Genomic DNA, 19,832 nt, shown 5'->3' with positions numbered 1-19,832 from the left:
GCGCAATGTTCACGCAATGCAGTTGCATAAGCTGGGGCGATCCCCTTTCCGAAAGCCGCATCGGTGACATCCCGCTCGAGCCCCGCCGCCCTTCCTTCCGTGCCCTGGTACATGGCACTGGGACAGCGGATCGCGACGCTCTGGTTCGTCAAGATGATCGGCACCACGGCCGGCATCTCGGGCTTCTTCTTCCTGTACTTCTGGGTGATGCACAACCCGCCGTCGACGCCGACGGTGATGCCGCTCACGCCCATCGACCACTGGGTGGCCGTGAGCGACGACGCGATGCTGCTGTACGGCTCGCTGTGGTTCTACATCTCGCTCGCGCCTGCGCTTGCGAAGGACAAGGCCGAGCTCTGGGCCTGCGCGCAGGGCGCCGCGGTCATGGCGACGATCGGCCTGGTGGTGTTCTGGTTCTTTCCGACCACGGTGCCGGTGTTCGCGGTCGATTGGTCGCAGTACCCGGCGCTGCAGTTCTTGAAGGCCACCGACGTGGGTGGCAATGCCTTCCCGTCGCTGCACGTGGCCTTTGCGGTGTTCACGGCCGTGCTGCTGGGCCGGCAGTTGCGCAGCGTGGGCGCGCCCGCGTGGACGCATTGTGTGAACCTGCTGTGGGCCTTCGGCATCGTCTACTCGACGCTCGCGACGCGCCAGCACGTGCTGCTCGACGTGGTCGGCGGCACGCTGCTCGCGGTGCTCGTCAGCTGGGCGCGCACGAAGCGCGAACGGCTGGTGCTGGCCGAAGCCTGAGCCGCGCGGTCAGAGCGGCAGTCAGAGCGCCTCGACGCCCGCGGCCGCCACCTGCGCATCCTGCGTCGACTGCATGCCCGAGACGCCGACGGCGCCCACGAGGCAGCCTTCGTGCATCAGCGGCAGCCCGCCTTCGAGCGGGCATGCGCCCTCGGTGGCCAGCAGGCGCAGGTTGAGGCCGCCCGCGGCGAGTGCCTCTTCGAACACGCGCGTCGGCCGCTTGAAGCGCACGGTGCTGCGCGCCTTGGCCTGCGCGATCTCGACGCTGCCGGTCTGCGCGTGGTCCATCTTGTGCAGCACCACGAGGTTGGCGGCGCTGTCCATCACCGCGATGACCATCGGCCAGCCGTGGGCGCGCGCCTCGGCTTCGGCGGCCGCGGCCACGCGCCGGGCGACGTCGAGGGACACGGGCGCGCCGTACGAAATGATGGGTTGTTGCATGGTGCTCATGGCGATTCCTGTGAAGTGACAAACGATGCACAGGACGATATCGGCGGGCAGAATGCCTGGCCATTCCCCAAAACTTCGCATCCGTTGTGCACGAATCGCCAGCTCACCGCCCCGATGCCATCGCGCCCGTTTCTCTCGCATCCCTTGCGTGGGACGACATCCGCTTCTTCGTCGCGGTGGCGCGCGAAGGCAGCCTCTCGGGCGCGGCGCGGCAGTTGCGCGTGGAGCACTCGACGGTCGCGCGCCGCGTCGGCGCGCTGGAGTCGCACATCGGCGTGCGCCTCTTCGACCGCCTGCCGCGAAGCTGGGCGCTGACGCAGGAAGGCGAAGCGCTGCTCGCACCCGCCGAGCGGTTGGAACAAGAGGTGCTGGCCTTCGCGCGTGCCGCCGCCGCGAACACGGCCCACCAGGGCACGGTGCGCGTCTCGGCGCCACCGGCCTTCGCCAGCCATTTCATCGTGCCGCTGTGGGCCGCGCAAGCTGCGCAAAGCGACCGGTGGCCGGGCATCGCGCTGGACATCGTCGGCGAACTGCGCAGCGCCAACCTGCAGCGCCGCGACGCGGACATCGCGATCCGCTTCATGCGCCCGACCGAGCCGGGCCTGGCCGCGCGCAAGCTCGGCGAGTTGGCCTTTCGCCTCTATGCCGCGCCGGTGTGGCTCACGCGCGCGGAGAGCGACTGGCGCTTTCTCGGCTACAGCGATTCGCCCGGCAACGTGCCGCACCAGCAACTGCTGGCCGAGCTTGCCGGTGCGCGCCCCTTCGTTTTGCGCAGCAACGACCTCACGGCCTTGCACAACGCATGCCGCGGGGGCCTGGGCCTCGCGATGCTGCCGGACTTCATGGCGCGCGGCGACGCTGCACTGGTCGAAGTGCCCGGCGAAGGCCGGCCTGTGATGCGGGAGGTGTGGAGCGTGGTGCACCCCGATGTGAGGCGCTCGCCGCGCGTCAGGGCCGTGGCCGACGCGCTGGCGGAAATGGTCGGCGCCCACGCCGGGCGCCTTGCGTGATTACCAGAAGATCCAGAGGGCGAGGCCGCCGAAGATGGACCACTTCACGAGGTAGTACGCGCGCTTGTCCCAGGCCTTCAGGCGCTTGCCGACCACGCGGATCTGGTAGATGTACTTGAACGCGCGGTTGATGCCGCCCGTCTTGTCGCCCGCATCGTTGGGCGAGCTCGCGGCGGCCAGCAGGTTCTTGGCGAACCAGCGGTTCACGGCGCTGGCCCAGCGGTACTTCAGCGGACGCTCGATGTCGCAGAACAGGATCACGCGGTCGTGGTCGGTGGTGTTCTCGGCGTAATGGATGAAGGTCTCGTCGAACACCACGGCCTCGCCGTCGCGCCAGTGGTAGCGCTGGCCGTCCACGTCGATGTAGCAGCCTTCGACGCCGGGCGTCCACAGGCCCAGGTGGTAGCGCAGCGAGCCGGCGAAGGGGTCGCGGTGGCGCACGAGGCGGCTGCCGGGCGGGAGCTCGGCGAACATGGCCGCCTTGATGGTGCCGATGCCCTTGAGCAGCTCGGTCGTGCGCGGGCACAGGATGGCGGCCGAGGGATGCGCCTCGTCGTACCACTTCAGGTAGAAGCGCTTCCAGCCGCTCTTGAAGAAGGAGTTGAAGCCCACGTCGTTGAACTGGCTCGATGCCTTGATGCTGCCGCCGTTGCGCATGGCCAGCGCCTCTTCGCGGATGACTTCCCAGTTCTGCTCGAGCACCCGCATCTCGGGAAACTCGGCGGGCGACAGGTACGGCGTACCCGGCACCTTCGAGAAAAGGTACATGAAGACGTTCAGCGGCGCGAGGAAGGTCGAGTGATCAGAGAGCTGTCTGAAGAAGCGATGCCGGACCTGCCCGCGGAAGTGAACGTAGAGCGCGCTGAGCGCGAAGATAGCAAGAATGACCCACTTCATTGTTGAAAGTGTCCTGTAGACGGCGCCGGGGGTAGCCATAGATTGTAAATCTCTGTCCCCAAATGGACCTGACCACGGCCTTTGGCCGCGTCCGGGGGGAGGTTTCAGGTGCAGAGCATGGGCTGGGGCGCCTCGGCCACCGCCAGCGGCAGCCGCACCGTGGCCCTGAGGCCCCCGCCCAGGGCTTCGTCGAGCACGACGCTGCCGCCGTGCCTGTCCACCACCGACTTGACGATGGCAAGCCCGAGCCCGCTGCCGCTCTGCGTCTGGTCGGGGTTGCGGAAGAACCGGTCGAACACGCGCTCCCGCAGCGCAGGCGGAATGCCCGGGCCCCGGTCGGCCACGGTCAGCACCGCCCGGGCGCCCTCGCGGGCCACCCGCACCGTGACCGTTGCGTTCTCCGGGCTGTACTTGATGGCGTTGTTGATGAGGTTGTCGACCATCGAGGCCAGGCTTTCGCGCTCGCCCAATACCGGCACCTGGCCTTCTCCATCGAGCTCCAGCTCCACACCGCGGGCGCGGGCGAGGCCTTCGATCATCGCCAGACGGTCCTGTACCAGCGCATCGAGCGACAGCATGACCGGCAGGCCGCCGTGCAGCACCGCGTCGCTGCGCATGAGCTGCAGCAGTTGCCCCACCAGCCGAGCCGCGCGGTCGTTGCTGCGCAGCAGGTTGCCCATGAGTTCGCGCTGGCCTTCGTCGGTGCTCTGCTCCTTCAACGCCTCCACGTTCACGCGCATGGCCGCGAGCGGCGTTCGCAGTTCGTGGGCCGCGTCGGCGATCAGGCTGCGCTCGCGCGAGGTGCTGTCGCGCACGCGCTGCAAGAGGCTGTTGATGCTCTGCACCAGCGGCTGCAGTTCCTTGTGGGGCGGCGTGTACGACAGCGGCGTCATGTCGGCGGGGCCGCGCTCGGAGGTCTCCTTGGTCACCTGCCGCCAGGGCCGCAGCGCGACGCGCATCGAGAGCCACGCCGGAAAGATCAGGAACGGCAGGCTGATCACCAGCGGCAGCACGTAGAAGCCGCGGTACATGACAGTCACCGTCAGCCGCCAGACGCTGGGCTCGGCCAGCATCACGCGGGTGTCGCCATTGGAAGAGACCAGCGTGCGCGCACGCCATTCGCGGCCGCCCGCCTTCACGGTCTCGATGCGGTCGGGCACCGTGTTGAGGATGACGGGCACGGCCGCCGTGGAGCGGTAGATCAGCTTGTCCTTCTGCCACACCTGCATGACCGGCGCGGTGTCGGACGCGGCATTGCCGTCGCCCACGGATTCGAGCAGCGCCATGTCGAAGGCCGCCAGGCTCTGCTGCTGCCGGGCGGGTTGATCGGCCAGGTTTTCAGAGATCGAGAGAATCGAGCGGAAGATCTTCTCGTACTTCAGGAGCTCGGGGTCTTCGTACGAGTCGTACAGCAGGAGCGCGATGGCCATGGTCCAGAGCAGGGCCACCACGGCCATCTGCGCGAGCAGCAGCCGCCGCATCAGCGAGGGCTGCTTCCACTTCTTCCAGCGCAGCGCCAGGGCCTGCATCATCGGGGCGTGCTCCGCACCAACGACTGCATGTCGATCACGTAGCCGATGCCGCGCACCGTGCGGATGTAGCCCTGCCCGATCTTTTTGCGCAGGTTGGAGATGTGCACCTCCAGCGAGTTGCTGCCGTTGGCCTGGCCGCCGGGCAGCACCTGCTCTTCCATCACGCGGCGCGTGACCACACGGCCGGTGCGCTTGAGCAGCAGCGCCAGCAGGTCGAACTCGCAGCGCGAGAGGTCCACCGGCTCGCCATCGACGATCACGCCGCGCGTGGGCTCGTGCAGCGCGAGGCCGCGCATGCGGATGGTCTCGTCGTTGAAGCCGTAGCTGCGGCGCGCCAGCGCCCGCACGCGCGAGAGCAATTCGGCGAGCGCGAAAGGCTTGACGAGGTAATCGTCCGCGCCGTCGTCCAGGCTGCGCAGGCGGTCGTTGAGCGCATCGCGCGCGCTCAGCACCAGCACCGGCAATATCTGCCGGTCGCGGCGCAGGCGAAACAGGAGGTCGAGCCCGTCGCCATCGGGCAGGCCCAGGTCGAGCAGCACCATGTCGAACGTGCCGCCGGCCAGGGTGCGCAGGGCGTCGTCGAGGCGGCGCACCCACACCACGTCCATGCCCTGGTTGACCAGCGCGATGCGCACGCCGTTGCCGAGATCGAGATCGTCCTCAACAAGCAGAAGGTTCATGGGATGTGCAGGGCGGCATCGCCCATTGGTCGGAATGGGGCGAAGTATCTGCCAAGCCCCGCGCAGGGACTTCAGGAAATCTTCATGAAGGGCGAAGGGCTTCTTCAGGTGCGAAACACACACTGGACCGCTCCCCTGCAGAAAGCACATCGACGTGAATCGCCTTCCCTCGCAACCCCTCCGGCCCTTCTGGTTCCAACCCCGGCGCAGGCACATCCTGCGCGCCATGGCCGCCCTTGCGCCAGCGCTCGCCATGACGGCCTGCGGCGGCGGTGGTGGCAGCGGCAGTGGCGGCGGTGGGGTGGGCACCGGCCCCGCCGCGGTCTGCGTCACCGAACGCCGCGTGAAGGTGTCCAGCGCACCCGAAGTCTCGCTCCAGGTGCGCGACTGGCACCGGCCCGGCATCGCGGGCCCCGTCATCGTGCTGCTGGCCGGCCTCGGCGGCAACGCGCGTTACTTCGACGGCCTCGCGCCTGCGTTGGCGAGCGATTTCTCGCGCGTGGTGGCGATCAGCCGGCGCGGCTACGGCCTCTCCGGCAAGCCGCTGCCCGTCCAAAGCGCCACGCAGCATTACGAGGTGGACGATCTCGTCGCCGACCTGAAGGCGGTGCTCGACGACCTCGCGCTCGAGCGCGTGGTGCTGGCCGGTCATTCGATCGCCGGCAACGAACTCACGCGGTTTGCGGGCCGGTTTCCCGCACGGGTGCAGGGGCTGATCTACCTGGACACCTCCTTCGACTACACGGTGGACGGCGATACCGGCGGCGAGGAACTGCCCACGAACCAGGCGTTCGCCGAGCCCGTTGCAACGCCCGGAGACAACCAGTCGATGCAGGCGGCCATCGCCTTCCAGCGGCGCAAATTCAAGGCCTGGTGGCCGCCGCTCGAAGCGAACCTGCGCGATGCGCTCGACGTGCAGCCCGATGGCAGCGTGCGCCCCAACACACCCGAGAGCGTCGAGACCGCCATGGACACCGCAGCCCACACCTTCTCGCCCGACTACGTGCAGGTGCGCGCGCCTTCGCTGGTGATCACCGCGCTGTTCGCCGACAACCGGGACCTGTTCTCGTGGCTGGAGATGCCGCTCGATGCGAAGACGGAGAAGGACGCCGCCGACTTCCTGCGCATCTATCGCCGCGCGCGCATCACGGACGCGAACCGCCTCGTGGCAGCGCTCAAGACACCGCACCACGTGACGCTCGACAACTGCGCCCACGGCGACTTCCTCATGGAGCGCGAAGCCGATGTGCTGCGCGCGATCCGCTTCATGACGTGGGCATGACGCGATGCGCCGGTCAGCGCAGCAGCTTGATCAGCGCCGCGATCTCTTCGCCGCCGAGCCCCGCCGCATCCGCACGCTTGAAGAGCCCCGCGGCGAACGCCGGGAACTCGGTGTTGATGCCCGAGTCCTCCGCCGTCTGCAGGATGCGCTGCGTCGCCTCGACCGAGATGCGCATCGGGCTCTGCGAGATCTTGAAGTCGCCCGACTGGATCACCGAACCTTCGTGCTGCAGGAACGCGGCGAAGGTCGGCATGATCCCCGCGACGATGCGGCCGAACTCGGCCACGTCGAAGCCTTCGTGCTCGGCGATGCGCGCGCCGTGCATGAACCCGAGCAGCGTGCCGTAGATGGTGGAGAGCGTCGCGAGGTCCATCGCCGCTGCGGCGCTGGCCGTCTCGCCCAGGTACACGGTGCCGCCGCCCAGCACCTTCAGGAGCGCCTCTGCCTCGCGGAAAACGGCTTGCGCGCCCGACATGAGGATGGGCGTGTCGGGCTGGCCCATCTGGTCCGGCGCGGCCTGGATGGCGCCTTCGAGGTAGGTGGCGCCTTGGCGGTGCGCCCACAGCTCGGCATCGCGCGCATCGCTGGGGCTGCCGGTGGTCAACTGCACAAGCAGGCGGCCATCCATCGCGGCGGCAACGCCTTCCATCGCGAGGATGGCTTCGGCGGCGCGGTAGTCGTAGACGCACATCACGGCGACCTGCGCGGCGCGCACCGCCTCGGCCGCGCTGCGCGCGAGCACCGCGCCCTTGGCGACCAACGCATCGGCCTTCTGCGCGGTGCGGTTCCACACCGTGACCTTGTAGCCCTGTTCGAGATAAAGCCGCGCGATGGTGACACCCATCGAGCCCAGGCCGATGACCGAGATTTCCTTGTTGTTCATGATGATCGAATGCAGGTTGTGATGACGCCCGCATCGTAGGAATTCCACTTGCCAATGGTCAAGTACCTACCATAAAGTGCGGTACTTACCAAAACGTCAGTAATGGATCGGCACATGAAGGCGAGCAAACCCTACAACTGCGGCATCGGGCCCGCATTCGAAGTCATCGGCGGCAAGTGGAAAGCGGTCATCCTCTGGGAGCTGCATGTGCAGCCGCGCCGCTTCGGCGAGCTCAAGCGCCTGCTGCCCGACATCAGCGAGAAGATGCTGATCCAGCAGTTGCGCGAGCTGGAAACGGACGGCATCGTCAACCGCGAGGCGTTCCACGAAGTGCCGCCGCGCGTGGAGTACTCCGAGACCAAACTCGGCGCCACGCTCAATGCGGCGCTCGGGCCGCTCGCCGATTGGGGCGATCGCTATGCCAAGCGCGTGGACGCCGCGCGCAAGAAGGCCGAAGGCTAGTGCGCTAGTCGGCCCAGCCGGTCTCGATCTCGGTCTTCACCTCGGTCATGAGCTTGTGCACCGGGCACTTGCCCGCCACGCGCAGCAGTTCGTCGCGCTGCGCTTCGGTGAGGTCGCCGGTCAGGCGCAGGCCTGATTTCAGGCGGTAGACGCCCTTGCGCTCCTCGCTGTCGTCGCGGTCGACGATCACCTCGATGTCTTCCACCGGAATGCCCTTGCGGCGCGCGTAGATCAGCACGGTGAGCGCCTTGCAGGCCGCGAGCGATGCGTCGTACAGGTCGTGCGGCTCGGGGCCTGCATCGCTACCGCCGCCGGCCGGCGAGGCATCGACGGCGATCTCGTGGTTGCGGATCTTGAGGATGTGGCGCGTGGCGGTCGTGCCGTCGCGGTGGATCGTGAGGGTCATTGCCGTTTTTTCCTTGAGGGTCTGAAGAGGAGGATGGGAAGCGCGAGCGATCGTAGCGGCCGCGCCGGGCGTGCGTCGGCAGACGTCAGCGGTCCACGGCGAGCACCAGCGTTTCCTTGATCTCCTCCATCACCACATAGCTGTGCGACTCGGCCGCCACGGGCAGCTTCTTGAGGATGTCACCGAGCAGGTGGCGGTACTCGCTCATGCCGCTCAGCCGCGCCTTCACCAGGTAGTCGAAGCTGCCAGACACCAGGTGGCATTCGAGCACCTCGGGCATGTGCAGCAGCTCCTGCTTGACCTTGTCGAACACGTCGCCCGACTTGGCCGACAGCTTGATCTCCACGAACACCAGGAGCGTCTTGCCCAGTGCCTCGGGCGACACGCGCGCGTGGTAGCCGGTGATGACGCCGTCGCGCTCCATGCGCTTGACGCGCTCGGCGCAAGGCGAGGCCGAGAGGCCGATGTGCTCGGCCAGTTCGGTCATGGAAACCCGGCCCTGGCGCTGCAGCAGGTCGAGGATCTTGCGGTCGATTCGGTCGAGTTCCGGCATTTCACTCCGCAGGTTGCATTGGGCGATTCTTGGCAGTGGATTTCGCCGCCAAATCCTGAAAAACAATGGAATCCACTGCATTGTGCACTTTAGATTCCATGCATTCCATACGAATCGGCGAATACACCATGAAAGTCATCGTTCTCGGCGGCGGCGTGATCGGCACCACCACGGCTTACTACCTCGCGCGCTCGGGCGCCGAAGTCACGCTGCTCGACCGGCAGTCCGGCCCCGCGGAGGAAACCAGCTTCGGCAACGCCGGGCAGGTGTCGCCGGGCTACTCCACGCCGTGGGCCGCGCCGGGCATTCCGCTCAAGGCGATCAAGTGGATGTTCAAGAAGCACGCGCCGCTGTCGATCCGCCCCGACGGCACGCTGTTCCAGTTGCGCTGGATGGCCGCGATGCTGCGCAACTGCTCGCCCGAGCGCTACGCGGTCAACAAGGAACGGATGATGCGCGTGGCCGAATACAGCCGCGGCTGCCTGCAGCAACTGCGCGCCGACACCGGCCTCGCCTACGAGCACCGCACCGGCGGCACGCTGCAGCTCTTTCGCACACAGGCGCAGCTCGATGCGGTGCAGCGCGACATCGCGGTGCTCCAGGAATGCGGCGTGCCCTACGAACTGCTCGACCGCGACGCCCTTGCCCGCATCGAGCCCGCGCTGGCCGGCGCGCGCGACCGCCTCACCGGCGGCCTGCGCCTGCCCAACGACGAAACCGGCGACTGCCACCTGTTCACCCGGGGTCTGGCCGACATCGCGCGCGGCCTGGGCGTGGACTTCCGCTTCGGCCAGTCCATCGACGGCCTGGAGACCGATGGCGGCCGCATCACCGGCGTGCGCACTACCACCGGCAAGATCCTGACGGCGGATCGCTACGTGATGGCCTTCGGCAGCTACTCGCGCGCCGCCGTCGCTTCGCTGGGCCTCGACATTCCCGTGTACCCCGTCAAGGGCTACTCGCTGACCGTGCCGCTCATCGACGAATCGCTCGCGCCGCAATCGACGGTGCTCGACGAGACCTACAAGGTCGCGGTCACGCGCTTCGACAACCGCATCCGCGTCGGCGGCATGGCCGAGCTCGGCGGCTTCGACCTGCGCCTGAATCCGGCCCGTCGCGCCACGCTGGAGAAGGTGGTGAGCGACCTCTTCCCCGGCGGCGACCTCGCGCGCGCCACCTTCTGGACGGGCCTTCGCCCGATGACGCCCGACAGCACGCCCATCGTCGGCGCCACGCGCTACGCGAACCTGTTCCTCAACACCGGCCACGGCACCTTGGGCTGGACCATGGCCTGCGGCTCGGGCAAGCTCATCTCGGACATGGTGATGGGCCAGCAGCCGGACATCCGCACTGACGGGCTCGGCATGGACCGCTACGAACAGGCGCCCTCGCGCGGCGCGCGCCCGCAACCGGCTCCAGCGCCGGCTTGAGCAGCGCCCTGCCCCCAAACCGTTCACGCTGAGCTTGTCGAAGCGCTGCGCGAGGCTTCGACAAGCTCAGCCCGAACGGTGGTGGTGATGACTTGGCCCGCGGAACTTCCGCGGTGCACTTCCGCCTCCCCGTGCTTCGCAAGCAGTTGCATCAGGTGCTTGCGGATCAGCATGCCGGGCCGGTCCGATTCCATCGAATACTCGACGCCGCGCCGGCGCGTATCGACCAGTGCATCGGGGTCGGTCGATTCGAGGATGTCCTTGTCCTCGCGCGTGATCTCCGCATCGAAATCGATCAGCATCTGCGCCGCGCAGTCGGCCTCGGTGTCGTTGCGAAAGAGCCATTGGCACAGCTGCATGCGCCCGTCGTCGATGGGCGTGAAGCAGTTGATGATGATGTGCCGCACCCCGCTCGGGTACTCGATGTCCAGGCGGCGCGAGAACGGCAGGAAGTAGGCGTTGCGCATGTGGCGCGTGGTGATCGCATCGGTCACGCCGCTGATCGCGTGGAACCTGGGCGGATTGGTCGCCTCGATGACCGTCTCGGCGTAGAAGCCCGATTCGTTTTCGACCAACTCGTATTTGCTCGGCTTCGGGCTCGCGGCCACGCCGAAGGTGGCGCGGTGCACGAAGCTGAAGTGCGAGTTGTCGAATGAATTTTCGAGCGCGCGCATCGGGCTCGTCTGCCACTCTTCGTGGAACTGGAAGATCGTGCGATAGCCCGGGTCTGCGAACTCCGGAATGTCGGGGATGTCGGCGATGGGCTCCTCCAGCGCCACCCACGCGTAGCCGTAGCGCGCCGTGCAGCGGTAGGCGGTGGTGCGGTACTCGGGCGAGATCTTGCGGTCGGCCTCGTACTGCGGAATGCGGATGACCTGGCCGCTGCGGTCGTAGGTCCAGCCGTGGTAGCCGCACTGGAGGGCGCCCTGCCCGCAGGCCTTGCCTTGCCCATCGACGCACCAGCCCTTGGAGAGCTTCGCGGTGCGGTGGCAGCAGCGGTCGCGCAGCGCGGCGGGCTGGCCGTCGGCGTCGATGAAGAGAACGATGTCTTCGCCCAGCAGCCGGAAAGGCTTGGGGCCAGCGGCCAGTTCGGTGAGCGGCATGACGGCATGCCAGAACTTGCGGAAGACGGGTTGTCGGGTAACGAGCATGCGTGGGACTCCTTCTGTGTTGCGCGTGGGTACGTACGAACCTGAAAGAGCAATTTCCTGCCGGGACGATGCGTGGGGCACCGCGCGGCTGAACGCTTCTACTCTGCGCAAGCTGCCTTGCAAATTGCGCGCCCGGATTGTGGCGCGCCGCGCTGGCCGATGTACGCCTTTCCACGCAAAGCCCGAGAAAACCCCGAGCGAAAGCCCTTGGCATGCGTCGTGCATGGATGCGGGCAAGAGTAGAAGCGTTCAGCAGCGCACGCACCACGAATGTGCGCCGCCCGGAAATTGCTCTTGAAGCGCCTTCTGCTCCTGTGCAGGGGATTCAAGACCACCGATTCCGAGGCCCCACCATGCAACGCCGATCCTTTCTCGCGGCCAGTGCCGCCGCCCTTGCCGCTCCTTCCGTCCTGGCCCAGGGCGGCAAGTTCACCCCGGTCAAGTTCACGCTCGATTTCCGCATCAACGGCCAGACCGCGCCCTTCTTCCTCGCGCACGCCAAGGCTATTACAAAGACGAAGGCCTCGACGTGACCATCGACACCGGCGCCGGCTCGGTCGCCTCGATCACGCGCATCGCGAGCGGCGTCTACCAGTTGGGGCTGGGCGACATCAGCTCGCTGATCGAGTTCAACGCACAGAACCCGGGCACGCCGATGGTGCAGGCCGTGTACCAGTACTACAACCGCGCGCCCTTCGTGATCATCGGCCGCAAGGACCGCGGCGTGACGGCCGACTTCAAGAGCCTGCAGGGCAAGAAGGTCGCCGCGGCCGCTGTCGAATCGACCCGCCGCGCCTGGCCGATGGTCGCGCGCAAGCAGGGCATGCGCAGCGATGCCTTCCAGTGGCAGACCACCGACTTCAGCGCGCGCGACAACGTGATGGTGCGCGGCGACGTCGATGCCGCCACTTACTTTCACGACTCGGCCATCTCGCTCTTCGCGCGCATGAAGCCCGAGGAACTCGCGGTGCTGAAATACGCGGACGCGGGCGTCAACCTCTACGGCAACGCGATCCTCGCGAGCAGCAACCTCATCGCGCAGAACCCGAAGGTGGTCGCCGCCTTTTTGCGCGCGACCAACCGCGCCATCGTCGAGACCTTCGCCAACCCCGCGCCGAGCATCGCCGCCATGCGCCAGCGCGAGCCCATCCTCGAGGAGAAGATCGAGCTTGAACGCTGGGGCGTCACGGCGCAATATGTGGGCGCGGCGGACACGCGCGGCCACGGCCTCGGCGACATCAGGAAGCTCACGCTGGAGCAACAGGTCGACGAGGTGGCCGAGGTCTTCGGACTCAAGGTCAAGCCCGCGGCTGACGCCATCTTCAACACCTCGATGCTCCCATCGCATAACGAACGCGTGATTGAACGCATGATCTCCAAGGCATGAATTTCAGCAACACAAACAACACCACCTCGCTCCCCGAAGAAACCGCGCTCGACGAGCGCGACGGGCGGTATCTGCGCAAGGCCATCGGCTGGTCGCACCTCGCGCGCCGCCGCGGCAACCGGCCCTTCGGCTCGGTCATCGTCTCGGCCGAGGGCGAGGTGCTGGCCGAGGCCTACAACAACACGGGCGAGACAGGCGACTGCACCGGCCACGCCGAGACGAACGCAGTCCGCGCGCTGGCCGGCCGCGGCATCTCGCGCGAAGCGCTCGCGGGCGCGACGCTCTATGCCTCGGGCGAACCCTGCGTGATGTGCGCGGGCGCGATCTTCTGGTCGAACATCGGCCGCGTGGTGTTCGGCATCGACGCCGAACGCCTGCGCGTGTTCCGCGGCGAGCGGCAGGACCAGCGCGATGCGGAGCTCTCGTGCCGCGATGTGTTCCGCGCGTCGCCGCATCCGATCGAATGCATCGGGCCGGCGTTGCTGGACGAGTCGGCGGCTGCACACGACGGCGCCTGGAAGGTTTGAGCGACTTGCACGGCTTCACTGCTCGATAGACTCGGCGCATGCCCTGGCACGCCCGTCTCCATCTCGACTATCGACAAGAATTCGACCGCACCGTCGCCCGTTTCCGCCACGACGGGCCGCTGCGCATCCTGCAGAGCCTGTACCCCGAGGGCGACGCGATCTGCCACAACGTGCTGGTGCATCCGCCCGGTGGCCTCGTCGGCGGCGACACGCTCGACATCGACATCGAGGGAGCGGACGGCAGCCACGGGTTGATCACCACGCCCGGTGCCTCGCGCTTCTACCGCTCCGAAGGCGAACTGGCGCTGCAGCGCACGCGCATCCGGCTCGCCCGGGGCGCGCGGCTCGAATGGCTGCCGCTGGAGGCGATCTGCTACAGCGGCTGCCAGGCGGAGAACCGGCTGACCATCGAGGTCGAACCGGGCGCCGAGATGATCGGATGGGACGTGACCGCGCTCGGCCTGCCGAACGCAAACCAGCCGTTCGAGCGCGGCACCTATCTGCAGCACATCGAGGTGCCCGGGGTGTGGCTGGAGCGCGGGCGCATCGATGCGGCGGATCAGCGGTTGCTGCAAAGTCCGCTGGGCTTCGGCGGGCACAAGTGCATCGCATCGCTGTTCTTCGTCTCGGGCTCGCCGGCCACGCGGGCGCGCCGCGAAGCGCTGCTGGGGCATGCGCGCGCGCTGCTCGAGGCGCATGGGTTGTTCGACAGTGCTGGTGCGACGAGTCCGCATGCCGAGGTCGTCGTGCTGCGCGTGCTGGCGCCGGTGGTGGAGCCGGCGATGCAATTGCTGCGGCAGGTGTGGCAGGCGTGGAGAGGCGAGCTTTGGGGGTTGCCTGCGGCTACGCCGCGGATCTGGTCGACCTGAGCGAGTCAACCTGCTGCCCCTTAATCGAAATACCCGATGCGGCCGATCATTCTCATGATGACCGAATGCACTTTTCCTGTTGCCGTTCTTGGCGGCTGAACGTCGATTTGAAGGCACACGTTGCCTTCTACTCTCAGGCAAGCGAGATAGAAATTCATCGGCAATACGGTTCCATCGCCATGGAGAGCATCGATATGCGCGACCTGCCCTTTCCAATTAATTCCGGACGTATTTCTTTGCCACGCCACATGCCTGTAGTACCGGCCGCCGGAATCTTCTTGCTCGATCTGGTCACGGGGTGTCGCGGAAGATTTCGGAGTTTCTGGCGAATTCCCTTGCGCCGAGCAATACACATTTACTCGGGCCTCCACCTCTTTTCTTGCTTCACGGATTTTCAGAGTGAATTCAGCAGAATAATAATTTCGGCCTTCAACTTTAGATTCAACGATACCCGCGCTTTCTATTTTTTCAACGATTTCTCTGTCGAACCTCAATCGGCATTTTGATTTAAGGTTTTCAGAAAATTCTTCTCCATTCATCCTCTGCTGTGAATACGCCGGTGCAATGAGCAAGAGCAATAACAGGCCGGTGACCCATCTCATGGGAGCGTTCTTCTGACGAAATTTTCCGGAATTCCCTGTGGCTGATTCTGCGCGTCTTGAAAAACCGACACGTCGAGCAACACCACCAGTGCGTTGACGAAAGCCGTCGACCGGTCGATCAATCCATTCATGTCCGGCGGACTCTGTCCAGTGGACGCAGGATAATTGACCGCAGCAGCGCAATTGGCAAAAGACTGGTTGTAATACCAAGTCTTGATACCATTCCGCACAGTAGGCGTCGAGTTTCTTTGATTGAGATCATTCTCCGCGTCATCCGCATATTTATTGGTATTTCCGACACTTGGCAGATTTGGATGTCTGGCGGTCGGCTCGCATTTTCCCGGCCAGATCCAATAAGCTGCAGAGCTTTGAGCCGCATGACGTGTGTCGAACGCGATTTGGTCTCGCCAGCCATTTTCCAGCACCGTCGGCGGCACAGCAGGCGATATGCCAATAAATTTAAAATATTTATAGTAATTATTATCTCCGCCGTTGATATTTCCATTTGGATTTGTCAATTGAAGAAAGCCGCGTCCGTACCAACCGGCATGCAGCGTCGGGTCGCGTCCGCCGCTTTCCCTCATATCGCTGAGCCACTGCGTTTCCTGAACGGCATTGCCAAAGAAGCAGGCCTGCCGGATCGGTGTGGAAATCAAGAACTTGCGCAGCGCCAGATTGAGGTCTGTCGCTTGGGTTGTCAGCATGGCTTGCGCCCTCGACAAATTGGGGGCTTCCCACGCAGGGACGGCGGATGAACGGTGGCTCCCCGGTTTGCGCAGGACGTTCACGGGTATCAGTTGCGCGAGCTCTCTCTTGCTGCGCCATCCGCACCTTCGCATCAGCCCCACGAACTCGCTGGGATGAAATCGCCAATCGGCGTCCAGGAAGGGTTTAGGCAAGCCTGTGAAGGTGACCGCACGGGCATGCTTCACAAAGCGATCCCACTTCTGCGCACCGGTGGCATCGTCATCGGTCGTCTTGAAGTCCTCGGTCTCCAGCCAGCCGTAGCGCGCCTCGACCGTCGTTCGGTCCCACTCGCTCGGGAATTTGCAGATCGTGCGACGCAGTTTCTCTCTCACCCCAGCGTCACCGAGCCGCTTGGCCAACTCGACGCGGTCCATACGCCGGTCGTTCTGCGGGTCCGGATCGCGGATCAGCGTTTTCATGTGAAGCGAGTCGCATCGCAGGTCCGCATTCGGGTCGTCGTCGAAGCAGTTCCAACCCATGACCGGCGGGAAGTCCGCATCGCTGAACTTGAAGGTGCCTGGCGCGTTCAGGTCGGCCCAGACCTCGCCCGCCGGCGTGACGATCTTGCGCCAGTGCGCAGCATTCGCAGGCAGCGGATCAGTTCCCAGATTGCGCCCGAAGCGCAGCAACTCGTACCAGCCGCTGGGGCTGCTCGCGGCGCGCGTCGCGACGTCCAGCGCGCCGTGGCGATCGTTGCAGACGGTGTACAGGTCGTATTCGAAACTCTGGCTTGCCGCAGCCTTGACTGCGGCCGACGCGCTGCCGCTGCTGATGTAGTCGTACCGGCTGTCGCTGCGCGGTGCACCGATGCGCGCACCCAACCTGTCGCAGCTGGTGAGCGTCGCAACGCCCTTCTCGCAGGTGATCTGCACCCACTGCGGATTGCGCAATGTGTAGGGTGAGGGCTGGCCACCGGCCGCATTGCCGCCGCCTGCATGGCTGGCCGTGCGCAAGTGGCTGGTCGGTTGATTCACGCTGGTGGCGGTGCCGGCGGGCAGATAGACATACACACTGCCGAAGACGCTGTCGCTGCGGCCATCGGCAGTGGGCGGCGGCGGGTCCAGCGGATCGACCCAATCGGGTCCACGTCGGGTCAGCCGCCGGAGATTGGCTTCGTCGCAGCAGATCTCGAAATGAACCTGCCCGTCGTGGCCGTAGATCTGGCCAGGTGCGCCCAGCTCTTCTTTTCGGTAGACGGCATCGCCGATCGTCCAAGGCGCTCTCGTTCGCGGACAGTTCGCGATGCTGGCCATGTGCATGCAGGCGCTGTAGTAGACGACCTCGGTGACAGCGGTCCCTTCCGCACCGATCTCGGTCCTGTGCTCGATGACGACAAACCCATCGCTGGTCCACGCGGCCGTGGGCGTGTCGGCATGAAAAGGGTTGTAGTTGAGCGGATGGGCGACGTCGTTGTTCTGCACCGTCGGCGCGTGGACGAAAACCACCTTGCCGTCGGCAACGGCACGCACGGGCAGATAAGCGCCGCCCGACGAAGGCGCCTGGATGTGAATCCCGTTGTGCCACCCCAGCTTCAGGCTCAAGGGAAACGAGCCTTCGGGTGCATGGGTGCTAGCCAATCGCGAAGCGGGCTGTGCCATCGCGGCGTCGAGCCACGCTTCTTCGGATGAGCCCGCGCGATCGGGCAGGAAGGGAGGACTGATGATCATGGCGGCGTTCAGAGCGAGAAGGGATACGCCGCGTCCTTGCGGGAAGCAAGGTGCAACTCGGGGCGCGGAAAGGCCGTCGTATCGACCGGCCGGTTCATCGGCCCGATCAACGAGTGACTGGCCGCGTGCTCGACCCACGTCCCCTGGGTGCCGTGCTGGATACCCTGCGCATTCCAGCGGCTGAAACTGCCGCCGCCGTTGACCACCAGTTCTTCTTTCGCGGTGATCGTGATGCGGTTGGCGGCGTGGGTGATGTCGAGCTTGGCCAGCAGGTGGATGCTCTGCTGCAGCGCCTTGAACTCGATGTTCGCGCCGGCCGCCACCAGCCGGATGCCGGCCTTGTACGAGAACATCCGGATGGCCTGCTGCACGCTGACCAGGAAGCTCTTGCCCGCGCTCACGCTGGTGTGGCCGCCGCTTGTCAGCGCGTGATGCTCGCCGCTGGCCATGTGGGTGGACTGCGCCGTCGTGCTCTGGATGCCCGCAGGGCTGGCCAGCACGAGATGCGGTTCGGCCAGTTCGGAGAAACGGCCCTCGGCCGGCTTCCCGCCCGATCCCTTGATCGCGTCGTTCTGCGCCTTCAGCACCCGGGTCACCGCATCCTGGTCGCCTGCCGCATGAGCTTCAGCCTGCTGGGCGGCCGTCGACAAGCTCTCATGCCGCTCGCGGCTTCCTGTGAGCCGCGCCAGCGTCTCGTCCATGGACTTGATGTGGCCGGCCGCATTGCCGCGCACCTCGGTGGTGATGAGCAGCCCGTCCGCGGCCCTCACGACGCCATGCCCATCGGTGCGCAGCTCGAAGCCCTCGCCGCGCGGGTCCTTGCGCCCGGCGTTGTCCTCGATGCGCGTGATGTGCCCCAGGCTCAGCTGGCTGTGCTGGTGGTCGGACTTGAGCTGCGCCTGGATCTTCGCGTCGGTGTCGTCCAGGACCAGGTGGTTGCTGCGTCCCGCGGCGCTGTTGCCGCCTTCCTTGGTCAGCTCTCTCGACCTGAAACCCGAGAGCGCCGCCTGGCCGGGCAGCGTCCACGGCGGCAGGTTCGACTGGTTGTGCACGCGCCCCGTGCACACCGGCAGGTCCGGATCGCCGCCGATGAAATCGACGATGACCTCCTGCCCGATGCGCGGGATCTGCACGCCGCCCAGCTGGTTGCCGGCCCAGGGCGAGCTCACGCGAATCCAGCAGGTGCTGTGCTGGTTCCTCAGGCCCAGCCGGTCCCAGGGAAATTGCACCTTGATGCGGCCGAGTTCATCGGTCCAGAGGTTCTGGCCTTCAGGCCCTACGACGACGGCAACGTGCGGGCCGTGCGTGAAGGGCTTCGAGCGCGTGTGCACCGGGCGAAGCACTTCGGCGACGGGATGGGCCGTCAAGTCGACGCTGATGCGCCACTGCTGCTTTCTGTCGGCAGCCGCCTCCTTGACCTGGCTGTCCTGCGCGACGTCCTCGATGAGAAAGCGGGTCTCGATGATCAGGTACTCGGCGTTGGCACTTTCCCTCGGATGCCTTGCGAGCCTGAACGTGCTGCCCGCCACCATGCCGCGGAGATTGCCGCTGGCCTGCACCCTCGCCCCGTGGGTTCGCAGCGCCTGCATGCGCAGCAGGGCGAGCTGGCGGCCTTCGGCTTGCGGATCGTTGGCGGCGTCCATGCCCGCGCGAGGTTGCGCACTGTGGCTGCCGGCCGAGCCGTGGTGCCATTGGTAGACCTCCTGGTCGGCCTGCCCGGTCGGGCGCGGGTCCTTGCGGCTCGCGCCGAGGTCGGCGCGGGGCCGCGTGTAGTCGTAGTCGCGGCTGGCGTACTGACCGCTGGTGAGCCGATGGCAGGGAACGACGCTGTGCAGGTATTCGGCATCGAGCTTCCAGCCGGGCGGGTGGTATTCCACCTCCTTGTATGCGGCGCTCTCGCTGGCGCCGTATGCGCCCATCGCATCGCAGAGGACCAGGCGGTGCTTCCCTTCGGAATGCGCGAAGTGGTAGCTGATGCCCCACTCCTCGCAGAGGCGGCAGAAGAAATCGAAGTCGCTTTCGTTGTACTGGACCTGGTAGTCGCGCACGGGGTACGTTTCCATCAGCCGCTTGTCGATGGGGAAGGCGTAGTCGGCCAGCAGCGCATCGAGGACCTGCACGACGTTCAGGTTCTGGAAGATCCTGCAGTCGGTGGACAAGGTGGCCAGGTGCAGCCACGGACGCAGGGTGAGCCTGTACTGCACATGCCGCCCTTCCTCGCCCCAGAAGGCCGCATCGGTGATGAGCGCGTTGATCTCGCGGGGCGCGCCTTCGTCCAGTTCGATGAGGCAGCCGATCTCGCGGCCGATGAAGTCATCAAGCTCGAAGTCCGCCGCGCCGCTGGCGCCGAGGTTCAGGTCGTCGGGGGTCTTGAGCAGCAGTTCGTACTCGAACAGTGCATTGACGCATTCCCGGCCCGACAACCGCACGGGCTCGAGCGCCGGGCGGCCGAGGACAAAGGGAATGGCAGGGCTTTGGACGCGAAGCGTGCGAGATGAAGTCATCGCCCCAGTGTTCCGGCCGCGCCGGATAACACTGCGAACAATC

18 protein-coding genes and 1 pseudogene are annotated in these 19,832 nt (G+C 66.1%); 8 read left to right on the top strand and 11 right to left on the bottom strand.

Annotation, left to right across the window (positions count from 1 at the left end; translation table 11 throughout):
* Positions 1-63 precede the first annotated feature (63 nt).
* The gene (locus JC881_RS16510; RefSeq protein ID WP_332875255.1) at positions 64-750 is read left to right on the top strand and encodes a phosphatase PAP2 family protein; all 687 of its coding nucleotides are present in this window, start codon (positions 64-66) and stop codon (positions 748-750) included.
* Positions 751-771: 21 nt separating this feature from the next.
* Here JC881_RS16510 and JC881_RS16505 read toward each other — a convergent pair whose 3' ends face one another.
* Positions 772-1,200 carry a GlcG/HbpS family heme-binding protein gene (locus JC881_RS16505; RefSeq protein ID WP_198786785.1) on the bottom strand — a complete coding sequence of 143 codons (429 nt, stop codon included), beginning with the start codon at positions 1,198-1,200 and terminating at the stop codon, positions 772-774.
* 86 nt (positions 1,201-1,286) lie between these two features.
* Here JC881_RS16505 and JC881_RS16500 point away from each other — a divergent pair, with 86 nt between their 5' ends.
* Positions 1,287-2,210, top strand: a complete 924-nt coding sequence (locus JC881_RS16500; RefSeq protein WP_332875254.1) for a LysR family transcriptional regulator — start codon at positions 1,287-1,289, stop codon at positions 2,208-2,210.
* On the opposite strand, the gene lpxO is transcribed toward JC881_RS16500, so the two are convergent.
* From lpxO to JC881_RS16485, 3 genes are all read right to left on the bottom strand, one after another.
* Positions 2,211-3,107 (bottom strand): lipid A hydroxylase LpxO, encoded by an 897-nt coding sequence (lpxO, locus tag JC881_RS16495; protein ID WP_198786784.1) that lies wholly within the window; start codon positions 3,105-3,107, stop codon positions 2,211-2,213. It lies immediately after the preceding gene.
* 104 nt (positions 3,108-3,211) lie between these two features.
* Positions 3,212-4,639 (bottom strand): sensor histidine kinase, encoded by a 1,428-nt coding sequence (locus JC881_RS16490; protein WP_198786783.1) that lies wholly within the window; start codon positions 4,637-4,639, stop codon positions 3,212-3,214.
* Positions 4,636-5,319, bottom strand: a complete 684-nt coding sequence (locus tag JC881_RS16485; protein ID WP_198786782.1) for a response regulator — start codon at positions 5,317-5,319, stop codon at positions 4,636-4,638. The genes JC881_RS16490 and JC881_RS16485 overlap by 4 nt, the downstream gene beginning before the upstream one ends.
* A gap of 226 nt (positions 5,320-5,545) precedes the next feature.
* Here JC881_RS16485 and JC881_RS16480 point away from each other — a divergent pair, with 226 nt between their 5' ends.
* Positions 5,546-6,601, top strand: a complete 1,056-nt coding sequence (locus JC881_RS16480) for an alpha/beta fold hydrolase (protein ID WP_198786781.1) — start codon at positions 5,546-5,548, stop codon at positions 6,599-6,601.
* Between the two features lie 13 nt (positions 6,602-6,614).
* Here the strand turns inward: JC881_RS16480 and JC881_RS16475 are convergent, their stop codons facing one another.
* Entirely contained in the window at positions 6,615-7,532 is a 918-nt protein-coding gene (locus tag JC881_RS16475; protein WP_332875253.1) for an NAD(P)-dependent oxidoreductase, read from the bottom strand.
* A gap of 66 nt (positions 7,533-7,598) precedes the next feature.
* Between JC881_RS16475 and JC881_RS16470 the strand changes: the two genes are divergently transcribed.
* Positions 7,599-7,946 (top strand): winged helix-turn-helix transcriptional regulator, encoded by a 348-nt coding sequence (locus tag JC881_RS16470; RefSeq protein ID WP_198786779.1) that lies wholly within the window; start codon positions 7,599-7,601, stop codon positions 7,944-7,946.
* 4 nt (positions 7,947-7,950) lie between these two features.
* Here JC881_RS16470 and JC881_RS16465 read toward each other — a convergent pair whose 3' ends face one another.
* On the bottom strand, positions 7,951-8,352 hold the full coding sequence (locus JC881_RS16465) for an OsmC family protein (RefSeq protein WP_198786778.1): 402 nt from the start codon (positions 8,350-8,352) through the stop codon (positions 7,951-7,953).
* A gap of 85 nt (positions 8,353-8,437) precedes the next feature.
* A complete protein-coding gene (locus tag JC881_RS16460; RefSeq protein WP_013542969.1) occupies positions 8,438-8,905 on the bottom strand; it encodes a winged helix-turn-helix transcriptional regulator in 468 nt (155 codons plus the stop codon).
* A 128-nt stretch (positions 8,906-9,033) separates the two neighbouring features.
* Here JC881_RS16460 and JC881_RS16455 point away from each other — a divergent pair, with 128 nt between their 5' ends.
* Positions 9,034-10,335: a D-amino acid dehydrogenase gene (locus JC881_RS16455; protein WP_198786777.1), complete on the top strand. Its 1,302-nt coding sequence runs from the start codon at positions 9,034-9,036 to the stop codon at positions 10,333-10,335.
* A 23-nt stretch (positions 10,336-10,358) separates the two neighbouring features.
* Here the strand turns inward: JC881_RS16455 and JC881_RS16450 are convergent, their stop codons facing one another.
* Complete coding sequence (locus JC881_RS16450) at positions 10,359-11,486, bottom strand: aromatic ring-hydroxylating dioxygenase subunit alpha (RefSeq protein WP_198786776.1); 1,128 nt, start codon at positions 11,484-11,486, stop codon at positions 10,359-10,361.
* A 353-nt stretch (positions 11,487-11,839) separates the two neighbouring features.
* On the opposite strand from JC881_RS16450, the pseudogene JC881_RS16445 reads away from it, so the two are divergent.
* The 3 genes and pseudogenes from JC881_RS16445 to JC881_RS16435 all read left to right on the top strand — a co-directional run bounded on the left by JC881_RS16445 (position 11,840) and on the right by JC881_RS16435 (position 14,269).
* Positions 11,840-12,873 (top strand): annotated as a pseudogene (locus tag JC881_RS16445) (ABC transporter substrate-binding protein).
* Complete coding sequence (locus tag JC881_RS16440) at positions 12,870-13,400, top strand: nucleoside deaminase (protein ID WP_198786775.1); 531 nt, start codon at positions 12,870-12,872, stop codon at positions 13,398-13,400. Before JC881_RS16445 ends, JC881_RS16440 begins: the two are co-directional and overlap by 4 nt.
* Before the next feature lie 38 nt (positions 13,401-13,438).
* On the top strand, positions 13,439-14,269 hold the full coding sequence (locus JC881_RS16435) for an urease accessory protein UreD (RefSeq protein ID WP_198786774.1): 831 nt from the start codon (positions 13,439-13,441) through the stop codon (positions 14,267-14,269).
* A 20-nt stretch (positions 14,270-14,289) separates the two neighbouring features.
* Here JC881_RS16435 and JC881_RS16430 read toward each other — a convergent pair whose 3' ends face one another.
* The 3 genes from JC881_RS16430 to JC881_RS16420 are packed head-to-tail and all read right to left on the bottom strand — an operon-like array spanning position 14,290 to position 19,789.
* Positions 14,290-14,871 carry a hypothetical protein gene (locus JC881_RS16430; RefSeq protein WP_198786773.1) on the bottom strand — a complete coding sequence of 194 codons (582 nt, stop codon included), beginning with the start codon at positions 14,869-14,871 and terminating at the stop codon, positions 14,290-14,292.
* Positions 14,868-17,285 carry a hypothetical protein gene (locus JC881_RS16425; RefSeq protein ID WP_198786772.1) on the bottom strand — a complete coding sequence of 806 codons (2,418 nt, stop codon included), beginning with the start codon at positions 17,283-17,285 and terminating at the stop codon, positions 14,868-14,870. The genes JC881_RS16430 and JC881_RS16425 overlap by 4 nt, the downstream gene beginning before the upstream one ends.
* An 8-nt stretch (positions 17,286-17,293) precedes the next feature.
* Entirely contained in the window at positions 17,294-19,789 is a 2,496-nt protein-coding gene (locus JC881_RS16420) for a type VI secretion system Vgr family protein (RefSeq protein WP_198786771.1), read from the bottom strand.
* Positions 19,790-19,832 lie beyond the last annotated feature (43 nt).

The sequence above is a fragment of the Variovorax sp. IB41 genome, from assembly GCF_016405905.1.
Classification (GTDB): Bacteria; Pseudomonadota; Gammaproteobacteria; order Burkholderiales; family Burkholderiaceae_C; genus Variovorax.
The sequence above is the reverse complement of the archived record's forward strand: the minus strand, read 5'-3'. Positions and strand labels throughout refer to the sequence as shown.